Below are 22,479 nucleotides of genomic sequence, written 5' to 3'. Positions count from 1 at the left end.
ACCAAGGCGAGCACGTCGTGTTTTGAAACTGTCGCATACTCTGCCTAGTCTTTAGTCATGCCCGATTCGAGAGAATGATGCGCCTACCTGTCCTCGCTTTGCTGATTTGCACGATCATGACGCCTGCTGTACCCCAGGACGCAGGCGGTCTTCGCGTGATTGCTCTGGGCGACATGCCCTACGGTCCGCCTCAAGAGGTTTATCCGCCCTACGAAGCATTGATTGGCGAGATAAACAAACGCACAGCTCAGTTGGTTATCCATATTGGAGATACAAAGTCAGGTGGCGATGCTTGCACCGATCAGTTGTTGTCCGAGCAACTATTGTATCTTCAAAGTTTTGATGCGCCGGTACTCTACACGCCAGGGGACAATGAATGGACGGATTGTCATCGTGGTGACAATCCGTGGTCTGACCCGCTGGATCGGTTGGACTTTTTGCGAAAGACATATTTCTCAACACCCGAAATGAGCTTTGGGCGTGTGCCTGTGGCGCTTACGCATCAGGGTGACGCAGGATTCCCCGAAAATGCGAGATACCGGTCTGGAAGGGTCGGGTTTATCACCGCTCATGTTGTTGGGTCGAACAATAACTTTGAAGCCCGCGACCTAAAGAATGTCGAAGAGTTTTTTGCGCGCAGCCGTGCAAGCAGCGACTGGCTCGCACAGAGTTTCGAAGCCTTTGACGAACTTGACGTCGTGATTGTGGCTATTCATGCGGATATGTTCGAATTTGATTTCAACGAATTTGGCCGGGAACGCTGGTTGCGGCATTCAGGGTTTCGCGAATTTGGAAACACACTCAAGGACGTCGCGCAAAGCTATGGAAAACCGGTACTGCTTGTTTTTGGCGACAGTCATCGGCACGTGATCTTCCGACCATTTCCAAACGATGCCCCCAATGTTCTGGCAATGGAAGTATATGGAGCGCGGGATATGCATGCAGTCGAGATTGTCATCTCTCCGGGTACAACAGAGCCATTTAAGTTCGATACCATCTGGAATCCGGCACTGCCGCAATAGATCAGGTCACTGCACGTTCTGCGCCCAGTTCAATGGCTTCGCGCAGTTTTCTCTCCAGGGTCTTCTGTTTCGACTGTGAATGGAACTTCAGCCCAAACATATCTTTGACATAGAACGTATCGACGACTTGTTCGCCATAGGTCGCAATTACGGCCGAGTTGATATAGACATTACTGTTGGCGAGTGTTCGCGTCAGATCATAGAGCAGGCCCGGGCGGTCGCGGGTGTCGACTTCGATGATCGTGTAAATCTCTGACCCTTCGTTGTCGAACGTGATGTGCGTGGGAACTCTGAATGCGCGTTCACGTTTCTTGATCTTGTCACGGGATTTGATGGCCTCACGGGCGACAACTTCGCCTTTGAGTGTTTTGTGGATCATCTGGCTCAGCCGAGGCAGGCGCGCCGCCTCATAGGGGCTTCCATCGGCGTCCTGAATCCAAAACGCCGCCGTCGCATACCCGTCATTGGACGTATATGTCCGCGCATCGACAACATTCGCACCCACCAGTGCCAAGGCCCCCGCAAGACGCGAAAAAATTCCGGGGTGGTCCGCGAGGGCAAAACACGCGCGTGTTGCGTCACGGTCTTCATCTAGGTGAAGATCGATGGCCACATCGTCGTCTTTCAAGTCTCGTAGCAGTTTTGCGAAAACCACATGTGCGGTGACATGTAGCCCCTGCCAATAGGGCGGGTAATGTCGTCCAGTTTCAATCTTGAGATCCTTGGTTTCCCAATTGGACAAGGCTTTGCGCAGGTTGCGTTTGGCATCTGACCCTCGTTGCTCTCTATTGAGCGCTTCGAGCCCACCTTCCATTGCGCGACGTGTTTGACGGTAAAGCGCACGGATAAGCGATGCCTTCCAATTGTTCCAAGTGTCAGGGCCAACGCCACGAATATCGCACACCGTCAGAACGCACAGCAGATCAAGACGTTCACGCGTTTGCACCGCCTTGGCAAAGTCGCGCACGGTGCGTGGATCCGCAATGTCGCGCTTCTGCGCCATATCTGACATCAAGAGGTGATACCGCACCAGCCACTCGACCGTTTCGCACTCCGCAGGTTTGAGACCGAGTCGCGGGGCGATATGCCGGGCCATTTGCGCGCCCAGGATGGAGTGGTCTTCATCCCGGCCTTTGCCGAGGTCATGAACCAAAAGCGCGACATAGAGCACGCGGCGGTTAACGCCTTCATCAAGGATCGAAGACGCTACAGGCAGTTCTTCGATCAACTCTCGCCGTTCAATCTGCGCCAGTTGGCTGATGGTCTGAATGGTGTGCTCATCGACTGTGTAGCTGTGATACATGTTGAATTGCATCATGGCTCTGATCGGCTCAAATTCGGGGATGAACGCCGACAGGACGCCAAGTTCATTCATGCGACGCAAGGCGCGTTCAGGGTTGCCGTGCTTGAGTAGCAGATCAAGAAAGAGCTTCTGCGCTTCGGGCGTAGTTCTGAAGTCATTGTCAATCAGGTGCAAATTGGCCGTGACCAACCGCATGGCGTCCGGGTGGATCAAAAGCCCCGTGCGCAGCCCTTCTTCGAAGAGGCGGAGCAAGTTGAGGCGATCCTTAAGAAAACTCTTTTCATTCACGATTCCGAGTCGACCGTTCACCTCGATATAGCCCGGCTTCATTTTCCTTCTGCGCGCGAAAAGACGTTGCAGCAAAGGTTCGGATTTGACGTGGTCAGCTTCCAGCTTGGTCAGCAGAATACGGGTCAGGTCACCCACCACCGTGGCTTGGCGGAAATAGTCCTGCATAAAGACTTCGACCGCACGACGCCCAGCGCTGTCAGTGTACCCCATGCGCTCGGCCACTTCGACCTGCATATCAAATGTCAGTTGCTCAGTGGCGCGGCCTGTTGCGAGATGTAAATGACAACGCGATGCCCAGAGGAAATTCTCTGCCTGTGCAAAGAGGTCAAATTCATCCTGAGTGAACAACCCGCGCTCCACAAGCTGAGCCACATCGTCCACCTGATAGGTGTATTTGGCAATCCAGAAGAGAGATTGCAGATCCCGAAGCCCGCCTTTGCCTTCTTTGACATTGGGTTCGACCATATAGCGCTGACCTTGCTTTTCATGCCGCGTGTCACGCTCTTCCAGCTTGGCCTCGACAAATTCACGTTCGGTGCCTTTGAACAAATCTTCGCGCAATCTGGTGCCTAGATCTTCACCAAGATCGAGATCCCCAAAGAGAAAGCGCCGCTCCAAAAGGGCCGTGCGAATAGTGAAATCCTGAGCGCCGAGACGAAGGCAATCGCGTACGGTGCGGCTGGAGTGACCGACTTTGAGCTTCAGGTCCCAAAGCACGTAGAGAGTGCTCTCAATTACGCTTTCGGCCCAGGCTGTAATTTTGTAGGGCGTCAGGAACAGCAGATCGACATCCGATTGAGGCGCCATTTCTCCACGCCCGTAACCCCCTACGGCGAACACAGCAAGGCGTTCAGATTGGGTTGGATTTGCCAGAGGGTGAAGATGCGCCGTCGCCAACCAAAGCGCGTTTTGCACAATGCAATCGGTGAGCCAGGAATAGGAACGGGTTGCGGCATGAGCAGCAAAAGGCAATTGGCTTAATGCCTGGGCAATGACATCACGGCCCTTGGATTTCGCGTCCGACAAGGTCGCAACCGCCAATTTACGCAGCTGCGCGTCATCTCCCTTCGCCTCAGATGCATGGGTTTCGAATTTTAGCCTGATCGCGTTCAGGTCGAAAATCTGCTCCGCCGGGCAGATCAGCGTGTCAGGCAGGGTTGGACTGTCTTTCATGCAAGGATTCTACGCGATCCTTGCGCTAAAACCCAGTGCCAGCGAAGCTGCTGGGCGCGGGTGAGATGACGACGACCTGCCGATTTTGGATCGTGGCCACGGCAAGGCCGCGTTGTGTTGTTCCATTTGGAAGGAAACGGAAAATCCCGTTGACGCCACCAAAACCCGCAGATTGGGTCAGCCGACCGCGAGAAAAAGCATCGCTTTGGCCAGTTTGCGCCAAAGCGCCGATCGCAGCGATCGCATCATAAGACAAACCTGCAAGAGGGTGCGGCGCACCGCCATTGGCGGCCTGAAACCGGCTTCTGAACTGCAGCACGCGTTGCGGATCTGGCATGGCGAACCAACCGCCTTGAACACCTGGAAGATCGCGCGTTTGCGGAGGCGTGTCCCAGCGCGACAATCCAATGTACTGGATAGTTTCAGCTGACAGGCCAGCCTCGGGAAGCATTTGTGTGAACAGTGGTAAAGCGCCTGCGCTGTTAGCATCAAGGAAAATAGCGTCGGCAGAATTTTGTTCCGCCGCGGTGCGAATGGCCGGTACGGCAGCAATCACACTTTGTTCTGAGAATGCGTAGCCAACCGTCCCAGCCTGTGATGCGCCATTGGCCGAAATCGCCTGTTGTATTGCCTGGCGGCCCAGCTCGCCAGCCAGATTGTTGGAATGCACCGTCAAAATACGCTTTCGACCCTGACCGACAGCATAACGTGTCAGACGATTGGCGGTGTCCTGAAATGTCTGACCCAGGATGAACAAGTTGCCACCTGCAATCGTGGAATTGTTGGAAAATGCCAAAACATTCACACCCTTGGGAGCGACAGCCACGGCTACAGCGTTGGCCGATTCCGCATGTAAGGGTCCGACAATGATTTTTGCGCCGTCTTCAACAGCTTTCTGTGCGGCCTGTTGTGCCTGCCCTGCATTTCCCGCCGTGCCGTAAACGCGCAGGTCAATTTGCACACCTGATAGATCAGCCACCGCAAGCCGTGCGGCACTTTCAAGATCGCGGGCAAGTTTTTGTTCGTTTGCGTTTGACGCGCCGTGCGGCACCAATAGTGCTACAGGAACGGGTGCACCCGGTGTGATCGATGTGCTAGCGCCAGTCGAAAGCCCGGTTTGACATGCGACCAGAACAAATAATGCGGTGATCATCGCGATGCAGGCGCGCAGCTTGCGAAGAACTGAAAAAACGGCAAACATCAAATAGAACTCCTGTCTTCCGGCGCAGCTCGAGTGGCGCTGGTTTTTGGAGATAATAAACGTCCAGAGAGGCTGGTCCAGAAATGAATCCTCAAATGGGCCCGCTTTTGCCGGGGCTTTACCTCGTGGCCACACCTATTGGCACAGCGCGCGACATCACATTGCGCAGCCTGGATATTCTAAGCAGTGCCGATGTGCTGGCGGCCGAGGACACGCGGAGCCTGAAACGACTTTTGGATATCCATGGTGTTATTTTGGGCGACAGACCTCTCGTGTCTTACCATGATCACAACGGGCATCGTGTACGCCCTCGGTTGATTGCCGAGATAAAGAAGGGCAAGTCGGTGGTTTACGCATCCGAAGCTGGAACACCTTTGGTAGCTGACCCTGGCTATGATCTGGTTCAATCGATGATTGAAGAAGGTTTACCGATTGTGTCGGCACCGGGGCCTTCTGCGGTGATCACAGCCCTCACGCTGGCAGGGCTGCCAACCGATCAATTCTTTTTTGCAGGGTTTTTGCCATCAACCTCTTCCAAGCGGAAAACCGCGCTTCGAGCCTTGACCGAAATCCCCGGCACGCTTGTATTCTACGAATCGCCGAAGCGTATTTCCGCGATGTTGCGAGATGCCAGTGATGTGCTTGGTGCCGAGCGCAAGGCGGTGATATGCAGGGAGCTAACCAAGAAATTTGAAGAGATCCTGCGCGGCTCGCTGAAAGAACTCGGCAATGTATGCCAGACGCGTGATCTTAAAGGTGAAATCGTAGTTTTAATTGATCGCGGGGCAGAACGGACCGCGGATGCTGTGGATGTTGAAGCTGCACTTGAGTCAGCTCTGGAAACACTGAGCGTTAAGGATGCCGCCACTCATGTTTCGAGGGAAACCGGATGGAAGCGCCGAGAGGTTTATCAACTGGCCTTGAAAAAGAGCGAGCAGCGTTGAGACATCTTTAACCTACGACGGGCCTAGTGTTTCTACATCAGGAGAAGCACGTGTCGCTCAAAGTTCCGTCGAAGCAAGAAAATACAGTGCTTATGGCGCGCAAAAGTCGGCGCGGTCAGCTGGCCTATCTCAAAGGGGATGCGGCAGAGGCGTCTGTTGCGGCTGCGTACAAAGCTCTCGGCGCAACCATTTTGGAAACACGGTGGCGTGGGAAGGGCGGCGAGATTGACCTGATTTTTCTGCATCAAGACGTTTATGTTTTTTGTGAAGTCAAAGCGTCTGTCACGCATGAGGCTGCGCGTCACAGGCTTCTTGAAGCGCAGATGAGGCGCATCCATTTGGCAGCGTCTGAGTATCTCGCACATACGCCGAATGGGCAGCTAAGCGATGTGCGTTTTGACCTGGCTTTGGTCAATGCACGCGGCGAGGTTGAAATTCTGCAAAACGCTTTCGGTCATTTCTGATTTGCACCCCGGTCACGCATACCCCATGTATGTGGCAAGAAAAGACCGGAGAGAACCGCATGAAAGTTGCGTTCCAGATGGACCCAATCGGTCCGATTGATATCACCGCAGACAGCACGTTTCGCATCGCCCTTGAGGCGCAGGAGCGTGGGCATGAGTTGTTTTATTACACCCCTGACCGGCTTGCCTACAATCAGGGTCGCGTCACTGCGCGTGGCTGGCCGCTGAAGGTACAGGCTGTCGAGGGCGATCACTATCATCTGGGCGCAGAGCAGGTGGTGGATTTGGCAGAGTTTGATGTGGTCTGGCTTCGTCAGGATCCGCCATTTGACATGTTTTATATCACCACAACGCATCTGCTGGACCGACTGACGCCCAGTACACTTGTTGTGAATGATCCGTTTTGGGTGCGCAATTACCCGGAAAAGCTTTTGATCCTTGATTTTCCAGACCTCATGCCTCCCACAGCCATAGCACGCGATCTCGACACGATCCGGGAGTTCAAGGCACAGCATGGGGATGTCATCCTGAAACCGCTCTATGGCAATGGCGGTGCGGGCGTCTTTTTCCTGCCTGAGGGTGACAAGAACCTCAGTAGCCTGCATGAACTATTCACAGGCTTCAGCCGTGAGCCGCTCATCGTGCAAAAGTACCTGCCCGAGATCAAACAGGGCGATAAACGCGTTATTCTGGTCGATGGTGAGCCCGTCGGGGCGATCAACCGGCTGCCGGCGAAAGGTGAGACACGGTCCAATATGCATGTCGGTGGACGGCCTGAGAAGGTTGCCATGACAGAGCGCGACCTGGAAATCTGCGCGACGATTGGACCGCTTTTGAAGGAAAAAGGTCAGGTATTTGTAGGGATTGATGTAATCGGGACGTACCTGACAGAGATTAACGTGACCTCGCCCACTGGCATCCAGGAATTGGAGCGGTTTGATGGCACCAACACGGCGGAGAAAATCTGGCAAGCCATTGAGGCCAAACGCCAGTGAGCTTCGCTCGCCCAATCTTGAACGCTTGGTTGCGTTGGACGGAGAAATCGTTTTTGGCCCGGGCGGAAGATCCGCTTGAAATTAGGCGGTCATTTGAGACCAAAGCCCGGTTCTATTTTCATGCGCCCTTCGGCACACAGTATTCGCATGACAAAATCGCTGGTCGGGACGTCCAATGGGCCCGCGCCCGCGGCGTTTCGAAAGACGGCGCGCCCTTACTACTCTATTTCCACGGCGGCGCCTATGTATTCGGCTCTCCAAACACGCATCGCGCTATGCTGGCGCGACTGTCAGCGGACACCGGATTGCCTGCGTGCCTGCCAACCTATCGGCTTGCACCAGAGCATCCATTTCCCGCTGCGTTGGAAGATGCTGTTTCCGTCTATCGCGCCGTCATGGAGCGACCCGGCGGTGTCATCCTGGGAGGAGACAGTGCAGGCGGTGGGCTTGTTCTGGCGCTTCAAGCCGAGATCTGCAAGTTGGGGCTGCCAAATCCGCTTGGTACGTTTGCCTTTTCGCCTTTGACGGACATGACCTATTCCGGTGAGAGTTTTGTGTTGCAGGCGGATGCAGATGTGATTTTGCCTGCCGAACGGGCACAGGAAAGCGCAGACTTTTATCTCAATGGCGCTGACCCAAAAACGCCTGGGGCGTCTCCGCTTTTTGCGGAGTTTGCCGGTGCTGCGCCGGTCTGGATGTGCGTTGGAGATACGGAAATTCTTTTGGATGATACGCGGCGCATGACCAAACACTTGCGTGCTCAAGGTGTTGAGGTCACCGAGCTCATTGAGCACAACTTGCCGCATGTCTGGCCACTCTTTCACAACCTGTTACCAGAGGCACGCAACACACTGCGAGACTTGGCGCAATGGGTCAGATCTCTTTCGAACCGTTAAGGCGATAGCTGATGGCCTCAGCGATATGGGTCCGCCGGACATTTGCCTCGGCGTTCAAATCGGCGATAGTGCGCGCCACGCGAAGCACACGGTGATACCCGCGCGCTGACAGCCCAAATCGTTCTGCCACCTGGTTGAGCAAGTCTCGGCCCTCCGCGTCGGGTGCTGCGATCTCTTCCAAAACTTCACCCTCCGCATCCGAGTTAAGCCGCATATTAAGAGTTTCGGCGAAACGTGTCTCTTGCACCTCGCGCGCTGCAGAGACACGGGCCGCGACCTCCGCTGAACTGTCACCAGAAGCGGGTAAATCAAGATCCGTGAACGCCACCGGAGGCACATCGACACGCAGGTCAAATCGGTCCAGAAGGGGCCCGGAAATGCGCCCCATGTAATCCTCACCACAAACTGGAGCGCGCGAACACGCCCTTGCCGGATCGGGTAAATATCCGCATTTGCAGGGGTTTGCCGCCGCAATGAGCATAAATCGGCAGGGGTATTTCACATGCGCATTGGCGCGCGCCACCATGACCTCACCGCTCTCAATCGGTTGGCGCAAGGTTTCCAGTACTGCGCGCGGAAACTCGGGAAATTCATCAAGAAAAAGCACTCCATTGTGGGCAAGGCTGATCTCTCCGGGGCCGGCTCGACGCCCTCCACCTACGATGGCTGCCATGGAGGCGGTGTGGTGAGGCTCGCGAAAGGGGCGGGTCCGATTTATCCCGCCTTCATCAAGCAATCCTGCTAGAGAATGGATCATGGACGTTTCCAAGGCTTCGGTCGCGCTCAAAGGCGGCAACAGGCCAGGCAACCGTGCCGCCAACATGGATTTTCCAGACCCTGGTGTGCCGACCATCATCAGGTGATGCCGCCCTGCAGCCGCGATCTCTAGCGCACGTTTGGCGCGTTCCTGACCTTTTACATCACGCAGGTCGCGTCCGGATGTGTCGGAGGTGACTTCGCCAGGTTGGGCCGGAGCGAGTGGCGATTGACCGGTATAGTGACGCACCACATCGGCAAGGCTGGCCGCTCCAATCACTTGTGCCGCGCCGACCCAAGCGGCTTCTGACCCGGAACCCTTGGGACAAAGCAGAGTACGGTCTTCATCGGCGGCGGCCATGGCTGCGGGCAGGGCCCCAACCACTGGGATCAGTGAGCCATCAAGCGACAATTCCCCAAGTGAACAGGTGCCTTCAACCGCGTCATGTGGAATGATTTCGAGGGCGGCAAGCAGAGCCAGGGCAATGGGGAGGTCAAAATGGCTGCCCTCTTTGGGCATGTCCGCAGGCGATAGGTTGATCGTAATCCTCTTGGAGGGAAGAGCGATTGCCATCGAACTGAGGGCTGTGCGGACCCTGTCGCGTGCCTCGGTTACCGCTTTATCCGGCAAACCGACGAGAGAAAACGCGGGCAAACCCGGTGTGACGGCACATTGCACCTCAACCGATTTGGCCTCAACGCCTTCAAAGGCGACAGTATAGGCGCGCGCAACCATTCGTGACCTGATGTCCCATTGCCCCGTTGCCTTGGGTAACGCGCAATGTATTGACGAATGGTTAATGGGCGAGTGCCAAAGCGTTCACTCTGCGTCCCGCATCGCTACGAATTTGGGCCAGGCCTCTTGATCCGCCACGGTCTTGTCACGGCAAAACGCGTTGCAAAATCCAAAGATACGCCCGCCCGTTTCCATGAAATGCGTGCCAGGCAAATTTGAATAGGGACAGTGGGTGTTCTCTGATGAACACTCTTCAGTAGGTGCGGCAGCTTTAGTGATGGGGCCAGGCCATACAGAGTTAGGCAAACCCATGTCATAGGGCATCGGATCATAGGTCTTGGTCAGGCCCATCGCGCGCCACTGACGGAAACTGGTGTCGGACAACGTGGTGTCCACATAATCCTGTGCCACCGCGCTCACAGTCAGGCCATAGCCGGCGATGCGTGCCGCAACAGGTGCATAAAACACATCGGCGAGCGAGTATCTCCCAAAAAGCCAAGGTCCGGATTGGCCATGCTTTGCTCGTGCCAGGTCCCAAAGCAAACTGAGCCGTTTCAGTTCTGCTGTAACCGCTTGTGATGGTTCAAACCCCTGCACCTGATGCAAAAGCTGCATTGGACACTCCCCGCGCAGAGCGCTGAAGCCCGAATGCATTTCTGCTGTGATTGAGCGTGCCAAGGCGCGTGCAGCGGGGTCATCGGGCCAAAAACCAGCTTCGGGGTGCCGCTCGGCCAGTGTTTCAGCCATGGCAAGCGTGTCAAAGATCACCACACCATCGTTGTCGCGCATCACTGGAACAAGGCGGGCGGGGTGCAGATCGGCCAGATCTTCGGCCATTGTGCCGTCATAGAGGCCTACCATGTGCGTGCGGTGTGGGATGCCGAATTTTTCAAGCATTAGCCATCCGCGCAAGGACCAGCTTGAAAAACTGCGGTCCCCTATAAAGAGATCGTATTGCATGGATTTACTTTAGAACGCGGTATGCTTTGGCCAAAACCATGTTTTGTGCGGCGGTTCATCACGGCAGGTGATTGATGCACTCAACGTGCCATCCCGTTGGCTTTTGACGCAACGTGGTGACGGAGAGGTTGTCAATGCGATGACCAATCGCTTCTTCGGGCACCAGACTTTCGGCGCGTTGTACCTGCGTGAGGATGACCCCGATGTGAGCTACGGCGATGATATGATCATTGGGGTGTTCCGCATTCAAACGATCCACCACTGTTGACACCCGTTGCGCCGCGCTGTTCCAGCTTTCGCCGCCGGGTGGGGCCACGTCTCCGGGCGTTTCCCAATAGGCACGGGAAAGCTCTGGATGGCTTTGAGCTACTTCGTCGAAATGCTTGCCGTCCCACTCGCCGAAATGAAACTCGCGCAGATCTGTATGGCTTGGAAGACGCGTGCGTCCGGCCTCAATCGCATCCGCCGTGGCTGAAGCGCGGATAAGATCCGAGGAAATGACCAACGCGCTTTCCGGCAAATACGTACTCAGGCGTGCAATTTGAGCCGTATCTGATAAATCTGCTGGCACATCGCGCCATCCGACAAAGGTCTTTTGATGCGTTGGGCCGTGCCGCACCCAATGCCAGGTTGTCATGGCAATGTGCCTTTCAAAACCTGTGGAAGCCCCGCGACTACATTTACCACCAAGTCTGCCTTAGCGGCGATTTTCTGGTTCAAACGTCCTTGCGCCTCTCGAAACTGACGCGCCAGTGCGTTTTCGGGAACGACAGACTGGCCCACTTCGTTGGTGACGATCACAAGCGGCGCGGGGCAGAGCGCCAAACCCGCCATAAGTTCCGCCTCTGCTTCATCCAAAGGGTTTTCCGCCAGCATCTGATTGCTTAGCCACATGGTCAGACAGTCCAGTAAAACGGCGTTGTCCCCGCTGATCGTGGCGAGGGTTCGGCCAATGTCGAGCGGCTCTTCAATGGTGCGCCATCCTTCGCCGCGCTGCTCTTTGTGCTTGCGCAGTTTGGCCCGCATTTCGGCGTCATGGGCCTGTGCTGTGGCCAGATAGACCAGATTTCGACCTGTGCCCTTCACTAACCCTTCTGCAAAAGCTGACTTGCCTGACGCGGCCCCACCAATGACCAAGCTCAACCCCGGTAACATAATTTTCCGTCTCTTTTTTTGTGATCCACTTGCCGAACTCCTGCGTAGCACTAAGCGAACGACCAAAAAAGGTCGATGCGCTAGAAGCACCAGGGAGTAAAAAATGGCATCAAACGGTGGATTCAACACAAATATGTCCCGCGCGGCGATGCGTGCGGAACTTCTTGATGCGGATACTGAACGCGATCTGGCCTACGCTTGGCGTGATCAGCGAGATGAAAAAGCCTTGCACCGGTTGATCACCGCATACATGCGGTTGGCGATTTCGATGGCGGCTAAATATCGCCGCTACGGTGCGCCGATGAGCGACTTGATCCAAGAAGCTGGACTTGGCTTAATGAAGGCTGCGGATAAATTCGACCCTGATCGCGGCGTGCGCTTTTCGACTTACGCGGTGTGGTGGATCAAGGCGTCAATCCAAGACTATGTGATGCGCAATTGGTCCATGGTGCGCACCGGGTCAACCAGCAGCCAAAAGTCCTTGTTCTTTAACATGCGCCGTGTGCAAGCCCGGCTTGAGAGAGAAGCGATGGCACGCGGTGAAAAGCTGGACGGACATCAACTGCGCGAAATGATTTCACACGAAGTTGGCGTGCCATTGCGCGATGTTGAGATGATGGAAGGTCGTCTTTCTGGCTCGGATTTTTCACTGAACGCGACGCAGGCAGCCGATGAAGAAGGCCGCGAATGGATTGATACTCTCGAGGACGACGGTCCACGCGGTGACGAAGTTGTTGAAGAAGAGCACGACAAGGGTGCTTTGCGCAATTGGCTCACCGAAGCCATGTCCCGGCTCAATGATCGGGAACGCTTCATTGTGCGCGAACGCAAGTTGCGAAATGACGCACGGACTCTTGAAAGCCTTGGCGATGAACTCAGTCTCAGCAAGGAGCGCGTGCGCCAGATAGAAGCGGCCGCGTTCCAGAAAATGCGTCGCTACCTTGAAAAGCAGGGATCCGAGGTCCAAAATCTATTGGCATGATCAAAAATGCCGTTCTTCTGATTTCTGCTCTTCTGACTTGCCACGCGAAACTCACTTGGGCCTCTGATGTAACAGAGGCTTTGAGCCCCGAAGACATGTCCAATCTGGCATCAGCTGAAATCGTGCTTTTGGGCGAGCGGCATGACAATGCAGATCACCACCGAGCACAGACTGAGCTTGTTGAGCTACTGTCTCCGACCGCAGTCGTGTTTGAAATGCTGACTGAGCAGCAAGCGGCGGAAGTAACAGATGAAAACCGTCTTTCAGAGGCCGACCTCGAAAAAGCGTTGGGCTGGAACAATTCGGGCTGGCCAGATTTCTCGATGTACTATCCGATTTTCGCCGCTGCTCCTGACGCGGCGATTTTCGGTGCGCAACTTGAACGGCAGGCGTCTCGCGCCGCGATGCAGGACGGGGTAGAGACCGTGTTTGGTGCGCAGGCGGAGGCGTTTGGTCTAACCCAGCCCTTGCCGAAAGATCAGCAAGAGGCGCGTGAAAGACTTCAGGCTGTGGCGCATTGCAACAAACTCCCCGCCGATGTTCTGCCGCGGATGGTTATGGTGCAAAGACTGCGCGATGCTCATTTGGCGAGAGTGACATTGCAAGCCTTGGCAGATACAGGCGGGCCGGTTGTTGTGATCACCGGCAACGGCCATGCGCGCACGGATTGGGGCATCCCTGTAAACCTGCATACAGCGAATGCGGATGTGTCTGTGATCGCCCTTGGTCAGGGCGAGAAAAACAGCCCGCCTGTGGGAGAATTTGATATGACACTGACTGCGCCAGCTCCGGAGCGCGAAGATCCTTGCGCGGCCTTCAATTGATGCGCGCCACGCGCCCCTTGTGTTGGTCATAGGCCGCGCATAGTCTCGGCGCGACGTAATGCAGGACGGCGCACATGCTCGCATCCAGACGAATTTTGCTGATCATTGGCGGTGGGATCGCGGCCTATAAGTCGCTTGATCTCATTCGGCGGCTGCGTGAACGGGGTGCCTCTGTGACACCTGTTTTGACACGCGCTGGTTCAGAGTTTGTCACACCGCTTTCGGTGTCCGCGCTTGCCGGGCGCAATGTCTTTCAGGATCTTTTTGACCTGACAGACGAAGCCGAGATGGGTCATATCGAACTAAGCCGCAGTGCGGATCTTATTGTGGTTGCTCCTGCGACAGCGGATCTGATGGCCAAGATGGCGCAAGGCCACGCCGATGACCTCGCCTCCACGCTTCTTCTCGCCACTGACACGCCTGTATTGGTGGCTCCTTCTATGAATGTGCGCATGTGGGACCATCCTGCGACGCAGCGCAACATGAAGACGCTCAAAGAGGACGGCGTTGCCTTTGTCGGCCCGAATGAGGGCGATATGGCCTGTGGAGAATATGGCCCCGGGCGCATGGCAGAGCCGCTTGAGATTGTTGCCGCGATTGAGACACGGATTGCCAAAGGACCGCTGGCGGGGAAGCGTATCCTTGTCACATCAGGACCAACGCATGAACCGATCGACCCTGTACGCTATATCGCCAACCGATCCTCTGGCGCGCAGGGCACGGCGATTGCCAGTGCTTTATCGGCATTGGGGGCGGACGTGATCTTTGTCACGGGTCCTGCGGATGTGCAGCCGCCAGAAGGTGTCACAGTCGTCCCGGTGCAAACTGCGCAAGAGATGCTTGATGCGGTTGAAGATGCCCTGCCGGTTGACGCGGGTATATTTGCTGCCGCTGTTGCTGATTGGCGGGTTAAATCAGCGTCCGAACGTAAGCTGAAGAAAACCAAGGATGGGCTTCCCGATCTGTCTTTTGCTGAAAACCCGGATATTTTGGCGACCGTGTGCAAGTCAAAAGAGAAACGCCCAGATTTGGTGGTCGGGTTTGCTGCGGAAACCGATGATGTGCTGAAACATGCAACGGCCAAGCGCAAGCGCAAGGGGTGTGACTGGATTGTCGCCAATGATGTCAGCCCTGGCACCGGGATCATGGGTGGATCGGAAAACGATGTGACGTTGATCACAGATGACGGTGCCGAAGACTGGCCGCGATTGTCGAAGGATCAGGTTGCCAGACGTCTGGCGCAGAAGATTGCAGAGGCGCTTGCGTGAGCCTCAGCATGCCTCCGGCGGGGATATTTTGGGCAAAAAGAAAGGTCTGTCGATGGTGAGCATATCTGTTCTCTGGGAGGACGGAGCGGATACTTCGCTTGGCTTGCCGCGCTATGAAACGACGGGAGCGGCAGGTGCCGATTTGCGTGCGAATTTTCCCAGCCGCCAATCGGTGAAGCTGAAACCCGGTGAACGTACACTTGTGCCAACGGGTTTGCGCATTTCTATCCCCGCGGGTTATGAGGTTCAGCTGCGTCCTCGATCCGGTTTGGCTCTTAAGCACGGGATCACACTGCCAAACAGTCCCGGCACAATAGACAGCGATTATCGCGGGCCCTTGGGTGTTATTGTGATGAACGCGGGTGCGGAGTCTTTTGTGGTGGAACACGGCATGCGGATTGCGCAAATGGTTGTGGCTCCGGTCGTGCAGGCGCAGTTTGTCGAAAGCTTGTCGCTTGAAGAAACAGCGCGTGGGGCTGGTGGATTTGGCTCAACAGGGGCGAGCTAATGTTGCTGGTGCTTTTTGTAGCTGCAGTGCTTTGGGGCATAGGGATGATGATGGGCACGCCGCATCGCTTGCGGTGGTCCATGATCGGATTTTTGTGGGTGGGAGTCGTCGTACTGCATCTTGCTTTACCAGATGGGCACCCCCTGCGCGTCGCGATGGGCCAACAAGCGGCACCTTGGTTGTTGCTGGGCGGAATGGGAGCGCTTGTTCTTCTCTACCGGGCTGGTCTGCAGCGGTTGAAAACCAAAGCTCAGGCAGAAGAGCCAGTACCGCAAGCTAGCGGCACATTTGCGCCAACCGAACTGGAAAGATACGCCCGACACATTGTGTTGCGCGAAATCGGTGGGCCGGGGCAAAAGGCGTTAAAGCAAGCCAGTGTTCTGGTGATAGGTGCAGGGGGCTTAGGATCTCCTGCAATCCTTTACCTTGCTGCGGCTGGCGTCGGGCGTATCGGCATCATCGACGATGATGTGGTCGATCATACCAATTTGCAGCGTCAGATCATCCACACCGATGACGGTAGCGGTATGCCCAAAGTCTTTTCGGCGGCTGAGGCGGTTAAGGCGCTCAATCCCTATACCGAGATCCGGCCCTACAATCGACGCCTGTCAGAAGAAGAGGCCGAAGCGCTTTTCGGTGACTACGATCTGATCCTTGACGGCACGGATAATTTCGAGACCCGCTACTTGGCCAACCGGCTAGCGCAAAAGCTGGGCAAGCCGCTGATTTCCGGTGCTTTATCGCAATGGGAAGGCCAGTTGAGTGTTTTTGATCCTGCGCAAGGCACCCCCTGTTATCAGTGTATATTCCCCGAAGCCCCTGCGCCTGGGCTGGCACCAAGCTGTGCCGAGGCGGGGATTTTGGGGCCACTGCCCGGTGTGGTTGGCTCAATGATGGCGGCAGAAGCGATTAAACTGATCACCGATGCCGGCGCACCGCTGAGGGGGAAATGCTCATCTACGACGCCCTATATGGAGAAAGCCGGAAGATTTCGCTAAGCCGCCGCGCCGATTGCCCGATTTGTGGCCAACCAGGAGAACAAGATGACCAATCCGCTGCTGAGTGAATGGACAACGCCTTTTGAAATGGCCCCGTTCGATAAAATTTCTGATGAAGATTTCGAGCCGGCTTTTGAGACTGCCTTGAAAGAAGCGCGGTCTGATATTCAGGCGATTGCAGATGATCCTGCTGAAACGACATTTGCCAATACGATTGAAGCGCTGGAAGCGGCGGGCAAAATACTCGACCAAGTTCTTTCGGTCTTCTACTCTGTTGCTGGTGCCGACAGCAACGACACACGTCAGGCGCTGCAACGTGCGTTTTCACCCAAGCTGGCGGCCTATTCCTCTGAAATTTATGGAAACAAGGCTCTTTTTGCCCGTATTGAGGCGCTTTGGGAGAGCCGGGGCAATCTTAATTTGACCAAAGAACAGTATCGCGTTTTGATGTTGACGCATCGCGGGTTTCGGCGCGCCGGGGCTGGTCTGACAGGAAAAGCGGATGCTCGAATGCGAGAAATCCGTAAGCGCTTGGCGGAACTTGGTACGGCATTCACGCAAAACCTTCTGGCGGATGAGGCCGGTTGGCATATGGAATTGACAGAAGATGATCTTGAAGGATTGCCCGGCTTCGTTGTGAGTGCCGCACGGTTAGCTGGCGAGGAAAAGGGCACAGATGCTCCGGTCATAACGCTCTCACGCTCTCTGATCGTGCCATTTCTGCAATTCTCACCTCGGCGGGATTTACGTGAAAAGGCTTTTGCAGCCTGGATCGCGCGGGGCGCCAATGGAGGTGAGACAGACAATCGTGAGATAGCCGCGGAAATCCTCGCGCTGCGGGAGGAACGCGCGAAGCTGTTGGGCTATGAAAGTTTCGCCGACTTCAAACTGGAAACTGAGATGGCCAAGACACCGGAGGCGGTACTCAGTCTGTTGATGGATGTCTGGCGGCCCGCCAAGGCTCGTGCCAATGCAGATGCTGAGGTGTTGACCCAGATGATGCAAGCCGATGGTGTGAATGCACCATTAGAGCCGTGGGATTGGCGGTATTATGCAGAAAAGCGGCGCAAGCTTGAACATGATCTCGATGAAGCCGCACTCAAGCCGTATTTACAGCTCGACCGCATGATCGAGGCCAGCTTTTCCTGTGCGAACCGGCTTTTTGGTCTGGAGTTCAAGCCAATGGATGTTCCACTCTATCATTCCGATTGCCGTGCATGGGAGGTGACCCGAGACGGGGCTCATGTGGCAGTGTTTATTGGAGACTACTTCGCGCGTGCCTCTAAACGATCCGGTGCTTGGTGTTCGGCTATGCGAGGACAGGCCAAGTTTCCAAAGATTCAGGGTCCGGTAGTGATCAATGTCTGCAACTTTGCAAAGGGTGATCCGGCATTGCTCAGCTATGACGATGCACGCACGCTTTTTCATGAGTTTGGACACGCCCTGCACCAAATGCTGTCAAACGTGACCTACGAGAGTATCTCCGGCACCTCTGTGGCGCGCGATTTTGTGGAGTTGCCAAGCCAGCTTTACGAGCACTGGCTCGAAGTGCCTGAGGTGTTGGCGGAATTTGCAACCCATGCCGAGACTGGCGAACCGATGCCCACAGACATGCTCGACAAGGTGTTGGGTGCAGCGACCTTCGATATGGGTTTTCAGACTGTGGAATACGTGGCGTCGGCGCTTGTGGATTTGGCGTTCCATGAAGGAGAAGCTCCGGTAGATCCGATGGCCAGACAGGCCGAAGTTCTGGCTAAATTGGGCATGCCACACGCCATCACCATGCGCCACGCGACACCACATTTTGCACATGTGTTCAGCGGCGATGGTTATTCGAGCGGGTATTATAGCTATATGTGGTCTGAGGTCATGGATGCTGATGCGTTCGCTGCGTTTGAAGAAGCAGGTGATGCGTTTGATGCAGACAAGGCTAAGGCGCTTGAAACGCATATCTTGTCCACTGGAGGATCACGTGAAGCCGAGGAGCTATACTTGGCCTTCCGCGGTCGTATGCCGGGGGTTGAAGCCCTGCTCAAGGGCCGGGGGTTGGCGGCGTGACGCCGGAGGAGATCGAGCGCCTTCCATACCGACCCTGTGTGGGTGTGATGCTGGTGAATGCCGACGGCCATGTGTTTGTCGGCCAGCGGATCGACAGCGATGTTGCCGCCTGGCAAATGCCACAAGGCGGCGTAGATGAAGGCGAAACGCCCCGTGATGCCGCTTTGCGCGAATTGTGGGAAGAAACCGGTGTGCTGGCTGATCTGGTCACGGTTGAGGCTGAAACGACAGATTGGGTGACTTATGACTTGCCACACGAGCTTGTGCCAAAGCTTTGGAAGGCACGCTTTAGAGGGCAAAAACAGAAATGGTTCCTTCTGCGGTTTCACGGCACGGATGCAGATGTCAACATTGCCTCTGAGCATCAGGAGTTTTCTGAATGGCGGTGGTTACCACCTGATGAGCTGCCGGGAGCCATCGTGCCATTCAAGCGGGCGGTTTACGAGAGCGTGCTGAGCGAATTTGCCGAGATATTGTGATGCGGGTGGTGCTTGCTGTTCTTGCCATGTTTGTTGCCGGGCCTGCTCTGGCGCTGTCCTGTATCCGGCCTGACGTGGCAAACACGTATAAACGCGCGGCCGAGGCCGAAGAAATTTACGTGGTCATTCATGGTACATTGACGTTCGATCAGACCCTTGCTCCGGACAATGACCTGACAAACCAGAATCGACCGGACACTTTGATCCCTGCACGGCTCAATGGGACGTCCTTGTCACGGGATGGTTTTGTGTCGACGTTCAGGCGCAATATCTCGTTGGTTTTGCAATGCTTTGGTCCATGGTGCGGTGGGGCTGTTTCGGGCGCGGAGTATCTAGCCTTTTTGCAGAAAACCGATGCCGGCTATAGGATGATCATCGACCCCTGCGGCAGTCTGGTTTTCCCTGAACCTACACAAGCCCAGCTGGATCAGGCACGCTCTTGTATGCGCGGCCAGCGCTGTTCGCCGCGGCAGTAGTTGCAAAATCAAAATCAAGACTCGAAAAAGAACAAAACATGAATATAATTGTCTACTGCCATGTTTGCCGAGCTGTCGATCACGTCGAATTTCACCTTCCTTACCGGGGCGTCCCACCCCGAGGAATACGCCTTGCGTGCCGCCCAGTTGGGACTGTCTGCATTTGCCATTGCCGATAATAATTCGGTCGCAGGCATCGTGCGGGCGCATATGGCGGTGCGGGATCTGGCGCGGGTGGTGCGCGAACGAAAGACGCTTGAGGCGCGTGACGGGCCCATTGGTCCGCCTGCGCCTGAACCACATCAACCCGGCTGGGCGCATGTGCCCCGCTTTTTGCCCGCAGCTCGGCTGTGTTTGAATAACGGCGTCACGCTCACGGCCTTGCCAAAGGACCGCGCTGGCTGGGGGCGGCTCTGCCGGTTGATCAGCAAGGGGCGGCTTCGGGTTGAAAAAGGATCGTGTCATCTGACGGTGCCGGACGTGTTGGAGGGGGCAGAGGGGCTTTGCCTGCTGCTGCATCCGGCAATGGCCACAGAGGATATAGACATCTGGCGCAAGCAGGCCTCCCGTCTGACGCGGCGCTTTGGGACGCAAATGCACCTTATAATGGCCCCCCGCTATGACGGTCAGGATGCCGCGCGGTTTGACCGTTTGGCAAAGCTCGCGCAGGAAATGGATCTGACCACGGTTGCCTCTGGCTTGCCCCGGATGCATCACGCGCGCCGACGCAAGCTTGCCGATGTGCTGACCGCGATCCGGCAGGGGCGTCGGGTTGACACGCTGGGGCGTGAGGCGCTGGCCAATGGTGAACAGCGCCTACGCTCCGAGGCCGAGATGTTGCACCTCTTTGCAGGCCACGAAGAGGCGGTGTATCGAGCCGGAGCCTTGGCCAAGCAACTTGGCTTTTCACTTGATGAATTGCGCTATGAATATCCGAGCGAGGTGATGGAAGGCGAACCTCCGACCGAGCGGCTGCGGCGATTGGCACAAGAGGGTCTGAACTGGCGGTATCCCGGTGGCGCATCAGAGCGTGTGAAGAAGATGATGGCGCATGAGCTGACCCTCATTGCCAAGTTGAAATACGAGCCATACTTTCTCACCGTGCGCGATGTGGTGGCCTTTGCCCGCTCGCGGGACATCCTGTGTCAGGGGCGCGGCTCTGCGGCCAATTCAGTTGTTTGCTACGCACTGGGTATCACAAGTGTATCGCCTGAGACTGGAACAATGGTGTTTGAGCGTTTTGTCTCTGAGGCACGCGACGAGCCTCCCGATATCGACGTCGATTTTGAACATGAACGTCGCGAAGAGGTGATCCAACATATTTATGAGCGTTACGGCCGTCATCGCGCAGGGCTTTGCGCCACAGTCATCCACTACCGCGGCAAGCGTGCCATCCGCGAGGTGGGTCGCGCCATGGGTCTCAGCCAGGACACCATCGGCGCGCTTAGCTCGCAGCTTTGGGGTTTTTTTGCGACGTCAGGGAAGATTGAGCGGCAAAGGATGCGAGAGATCGGCCTTGATCCCGATGACTGGCGGCTGAAACAAACCATGGAACTCGTGCATGAGATCGAGGGGTTTCCCCGCCACCTTAGCCAGCATGTCGGCGGTTTTGTCATGACCGAAGGGCGGTTGGATGAACTGGTGCCGGTTGAGAATGCCACAATGGAAGGTCGCACAGTTATCTGTTGGGACAAGGATGATATAGATGCGCTTGGGATCCTGAAGGTCGATGTGCTGGCACTGGGCATGCTGAGCTGTATTCGCAAGGCGTTTGACCTTCTGGATCAGCATCATGGGCATCGCTACACGCTGGCCACCTTGCCGCCTGAGGACGCAAAGGTCTACGATATGCTCTGTGAGGCCGACAGCATCGGTGTCTTCCAGGTGGAAAGCCGGGCGCAGATGAACTTCTTGCCTCGGATGCGGCCCCGCACCTTTTACGATTTGGTCATCGAAGTGGCGATCATCCGACCCGGCCCCATTCAGGGTGACATGGTTCATCCTTACATTCGCCGTCGCAATGGCGAAGAAGAAGTGAGCTTTCCCTCCGATGACCTGGGTCAGGTGCTTGGCAAGACGCTGGGCGTGCCGCTTTTTCAGGAACAGGCGATGCAGATCGCCATCGTTGGGGCAGGGTTCAGCCCGGAAGAGGCTGACCGTCTGCGTCGGTCGCTGGCCACGTTCAAAAAGCATGGCAATGTCAGCGCCTTTCGCACGCGGTTCCTCAAGGGTATGGCCAGAAATGGCTATGATCAGGATTTTGCGGAACGTTGCTTTTCCCAGATCGAGGGGTTCGGCTCTTATGGGTTTCCTGAGAGCCATGCTGCAAGTTTTGCACTTTTGGTCTATGCCAGCGCCTGGATCAAATGCCATCATCCAGGCATCTTCGCCTGTGCGCTTCTAAATGCACAGCCCATGGGCTTTTATGCGCCCGCCCAGATCGTACGTGATGCCTGCGAACATGGGGTCGAAATACGTCCGGTCTGTGTAAATCGCAGCTTTTGGGACAATGTGATGGAGCCCGATGATCAGGGCGGTCTGGCGCTGCGGTTGGGGTTTCGGCAGATCAAAGGCTTCTCAGAGGAAGACGCGTATTGGATCAATGCCGCGCGTGGTAACGGATATCACGCAGTTGAGGATGTCTGGCGTCGTGCAGGTGTGTTGCCTTCGGTGATCATAGGGCTGGTCGAGGCCGATGCCTTTGCCGGGCTTGGCGTGACCCGGCGCGACGCCCTTTGGGCGGCGCGTGCACTTGTGGGGCAAAAACCACTGCCGCTTTTTGCTGGCGACATAGATGGGGAGGCGATCCCAGAACCCGATGCTCATCTGTCTGCCATGACGCTCGGAGAAGAGGTGGTCGAGGATTATGTTTCCACCCGCCTTTCGCTCAAAGCGCATCCGCTCGCACTTTTACGCGATGTACTGACACCAAATGTTTCTGGGTATTTTTAACAAGAAAGAAGCCCAAAGACTCTATGCCTTTCGTGGTC

Annotated in this window: 19 protein-coding genes and 1 pseudogene; 14 read left to right on the top strand and 6 right to left on the bottom strand. The window is 55.9% G+C overall.

All coding sequences use genetic code 11. The features are described 5' to 3' along the window. The first annotated feature begins 77 nt into the window (after nucleotides 1–77). A complete protein-coding gene (locus RZ517_RS17055) occupies nucleotides 78–1,022 on the top strand; it encodes a hypothetical protein (RefSeq protein ID WP_338549320.1) in 945 nt (314 codons plus the stop codon). Between the two features lies 1 nt (nucleotide 1,023). Here RZ517_RS17055 and RZ517_RS17050 read toward each other — a convergent pair whose 3' ends face one another. Together RZ517_RS17050 and RZ517_RS17045 are read right to left on the bottom strand one after the other, a co-directional pair. Continuing rightward, the gene (locus tag RZ517_RS17050; protein WP_338549319.1) at nucleotides 1,024–3,789 is read right to left on the bottom strand and encodes a [protein-PII] uridylyltransferase; all 2,766 of its coding nucleotides are present in this window, start codon (nucleotides 3,787–3,789) and stop codon (nucleotides 1,024–1,026) included. A gap of 25 nt (nucleotides 3,790–3,814) precedes the next feature. Beyond that, a complete protein-coding gene (locus RZ517_RS17045; protein WP_338549318.1) occupies nucleotides 3,815–4,990 on the bottom strand; it encodes a penicillin-binding protein activator in 1,176 nt (391 codons plus the stop codon). Between the two features lie 83 nt (nucleotides 4,991–5,073). On the opposite strand from RZ517_RS17045, the gene rsmI reads away from it, so the two are divergent. Genes rsmI through RZ517_RS17025 form a run of 4 tightly spaced genes read left to right on the top strand, consistent with a single transcriptional unit; the run spans nucleotide 5,074 to nucleotide 8,289 of the window. Then, complete coding sequence (rsmI, locus tag RZ517_RS17040; RefSeq protein WP_422395549.1) at nucleotides 5,074–5,934, top strand: 16S rRNA (cytidine(1402)-2'-O)-methyltransferase; 861 nt, start codon at nucleotides 5,074–5,076, stop codon at nucleotides 5,932–5,934. A 50-nt stretch (nucleotides 5,935–5,984) separates the two neighbouring features. Next, nucleotides 5,985–6,398 (top strand): YraN family protein, encoded by a 414-nt coding sequence (locus RZ517_RS17035; protein ID WP_338549316.1) that lies wholly within the window; start codon nucleotides 5,985–5,987, stop codon nucleotides 6,396–6,398. Between the two features lie 59 nt (nucleotides 6,399–6,457). Continuing rightward, on the top strand, nucleotides 6,458–7,393 hold the full coding sequence (gshB, locus tag RZ517_RS17030) for a glutathione synthase (RefSeq protein ID WP_338549315.1): 936 nt from the start codon (nucleotides 6,458–6,460) through the stop codon (nucleotides 7,391–7,393). A 53-nt stretch (nucleotides 7,394–7,446) separates the two neighbouring features. Continuing rightward, a complete protein-coding gene (locus RZ517_RS17025; RefSeq protein ID WP_338549314.1) occupies nucleotides 7,447–8,289 on the top strand; it encodes an alpha/beta hydrolase in 843 nt (280 codons plus the stop codon). On the opposite strand, the gene RZ517_RS17020 is transcribed toward RZ517_RS17025, so the two are convergent. The 4 genes from RZ517_RS17020 to cobU all read right to left on the bottom strand — a co-directional run bounded on the left by RZ517_RS17020 (nucleotide 8,267) and on the right by cobU (nucleotide 11,896). Beyond that, nucleotides 8,267–9,781 (bottom strand): YifB family Mg chelatase-like AAA ATPase, encoded by a 1,515-nt coding sequence (locus RZ517_RS17020; RefSeq protein WP_338549313.1) that lies wholly within the window; start codon nucleotides 9,779–9,781, stop codon nucleotides 8,267–8,269. The genes RZ517_RS17025 and RZ517_RS17020 overlap by 23 nt on opposite strands. Nucleotides 9,782–9,865: 84 nt before the next feature. Further along, nucleotides 9,866–10,741, bottom strand: a complete 876-nt coding sequence (locus tag RZ517_RS17015; protein WP_338549311.1) for a glutathione S-transferase — start codon at nucleotides 10,739–10,741, stop codon at nucleotides 9,866–9,868. 58 nt (nucleotides 10,742–10,799) lie between these two features. After that, nucleotides 10,800–11,378 (bottom strand): histidine phosphatase family protein, encoded by a 579-nt coding sequence (locus RZ517_RS17010; protein ID WP_338549310.1) that lies wholly within the window; start codon nucleotides 11,376–11,378, stop codon nucleotides 10,800–10,802. Continuing rightward, entirely contained in the window at nucleotides 11,375–11,896 is a 522-nt protein-coding gene (cobU, locus tag RZ517_RS17005; RefSeq protein WP_338549309.1) for a bifunctional adenosylcobinamide kinase/adenosylcobinamide-phosphate guanylyltransferase, read from the bottom strand. Before cobU ends, RZ517_RS17010 begins: the two co-directional genes overlap by 4 nt. A 103-nt stretch (nucleotides 11,897–11,999) precedes the next feature. On the opposite strand from cobU, the gene RZ517_RS17000 reads away from it, so the two are divergent. The 9 genes and pseudogenes from RZ517_RS17000 to RZ517_RS16960 all read left to right on the top strand — a co-directional run bounded on the left by RZ517_RS17000 (nucleotide 12,000) and on the right by RZ517_RS16960 (nucleotide 22,441). Next, nucleotides 12,000–12,878, top strand: a complete 879-nt coding sequence (locus RZ517_RS17000) for an RNA polymerase factor sigma-32 (protein ID WP_338549308.1) — start codon at nucleotides 12,000–12,002, stop codon at nucleotides 12,876–12,878. Further along, complete coding sequence (locus tag RZ517_RS16995; RefSeq protein ID WP_338549307.1) at nucleotides 12,875–13,702, top strand: ChaN family lipoprotein; 828 nt, start codon at nucleotides 12,875–12,877, stop codon at nucleotides 13,700–13,702. Before RZ517_RS17000 ends, RZ517_RS16995 begins: the two co-directional genes overlap by 4 nt. 74 nt (nucleotides 13,703–13,776) lie before the next feature. Continuing rightward, entirely contained in the window at nucleotides 13,777–14,970 is a 1,194-nt protein-coding gene (gene coaBC, locus RZ517_RS16990; RefSeq protein WP_338549306.1) for a bifunctional phosphopantothenoylcysteine decarboxylase/phosphopantothenate--cysteine ligase CoaBC, read from the top strand. 52 nt (nucleotides 14,971–15,022) lie between these two features. Then, on the top strand, nucleotides 15,023–15,478 hold the full coding sequence (gene dut / locus RZ517_RS16985) for a dUTP diphosphatase (protein WP_338551188.1): 456 nt from the start codon (nucleotides 15,023–15,025) through the stop codon (nucleotides 15,476–15,478). Beyond that, nucleotides 15,478–16,544: pseudogene (locus RZ517_RS16980) on the top strand (HesA/MoeB/ThiF family protein). The gene dut and the pseudogene RZ517_RS16980 overlap by 1 nt, the downstream one beginning before the upstream one ends. Then, nucleotides 16,522–18,534: a M3 family metallopeptidase gene (locus RZ517_RS16975; protein ID WP_338549305.1), complete on the top strand. Its 2,013-nt coding sequence runs from the start codon at nucleotides 16,522–16,524 to the stop codon at nucleotides 18,532–18,534. The pseudogene RZ517_RS16980 and the gene RZ517_RS16975 overlap by 23 nt, the downstream one beginning before the upstream one ends. Further along, on the top strand, nucleotides 18,531–19,013 hold the full coding sequence (locus RZ517_RS16970) for an RNA pyrophosphohydrolase (RefSeq protein ID WP_338549304.1): 483 nt from the start codon (nucleotides 18,531–18,533) through the stop codon (nucleotides 19,011–19,013). Before RZ517_RS16975 ends, RZ517_RS16970 begins: the two co-directional genes overlap by 4 nt. Next, a complete protein-coding gene (locus RZ517_RS16965) occupies nucleotides 19,013–19,489 on the top strand; it encodes a hypothetical protein (RefSeq protein ID WP_338549303.1) in 477 nt (158 codons plus the stop codon). Before RZ517_RS16970 ends, RZ517_RS16965 begins: the two co-directional genes overlap by 1 nt. A 60-nt stretch (nucleotides 19,490–19,549) precedes the next feature. Further along, nucleotides 19,550–22,441, top strand: a complete 2,892-nt coding sequence (locus RZ517_RS16960; protein ID WP_338551187.1) for an error-prone DNA polymerase — start codon at nucleotides 19,550–19,552, stop codon at nucleotides 22,439–22,441. The last annotated feature ends 38 nt before the right edge of the window (nucleotides 22,442–22,479 follow it).

Origin of the sequence: Roseovarius sp. S88, from assembly GCF_037023735.1 — a bacterium.
Lineage (GTDB): Bacteria > Pseudomonadota > Alphaproteobacteria > Rhodobacterales > Rhodobacteraceae > Roseovarius > Roseovarius phycicola.
This window is presented reverse-complemented; position numbering and strand designations above follow the sequence as displayed.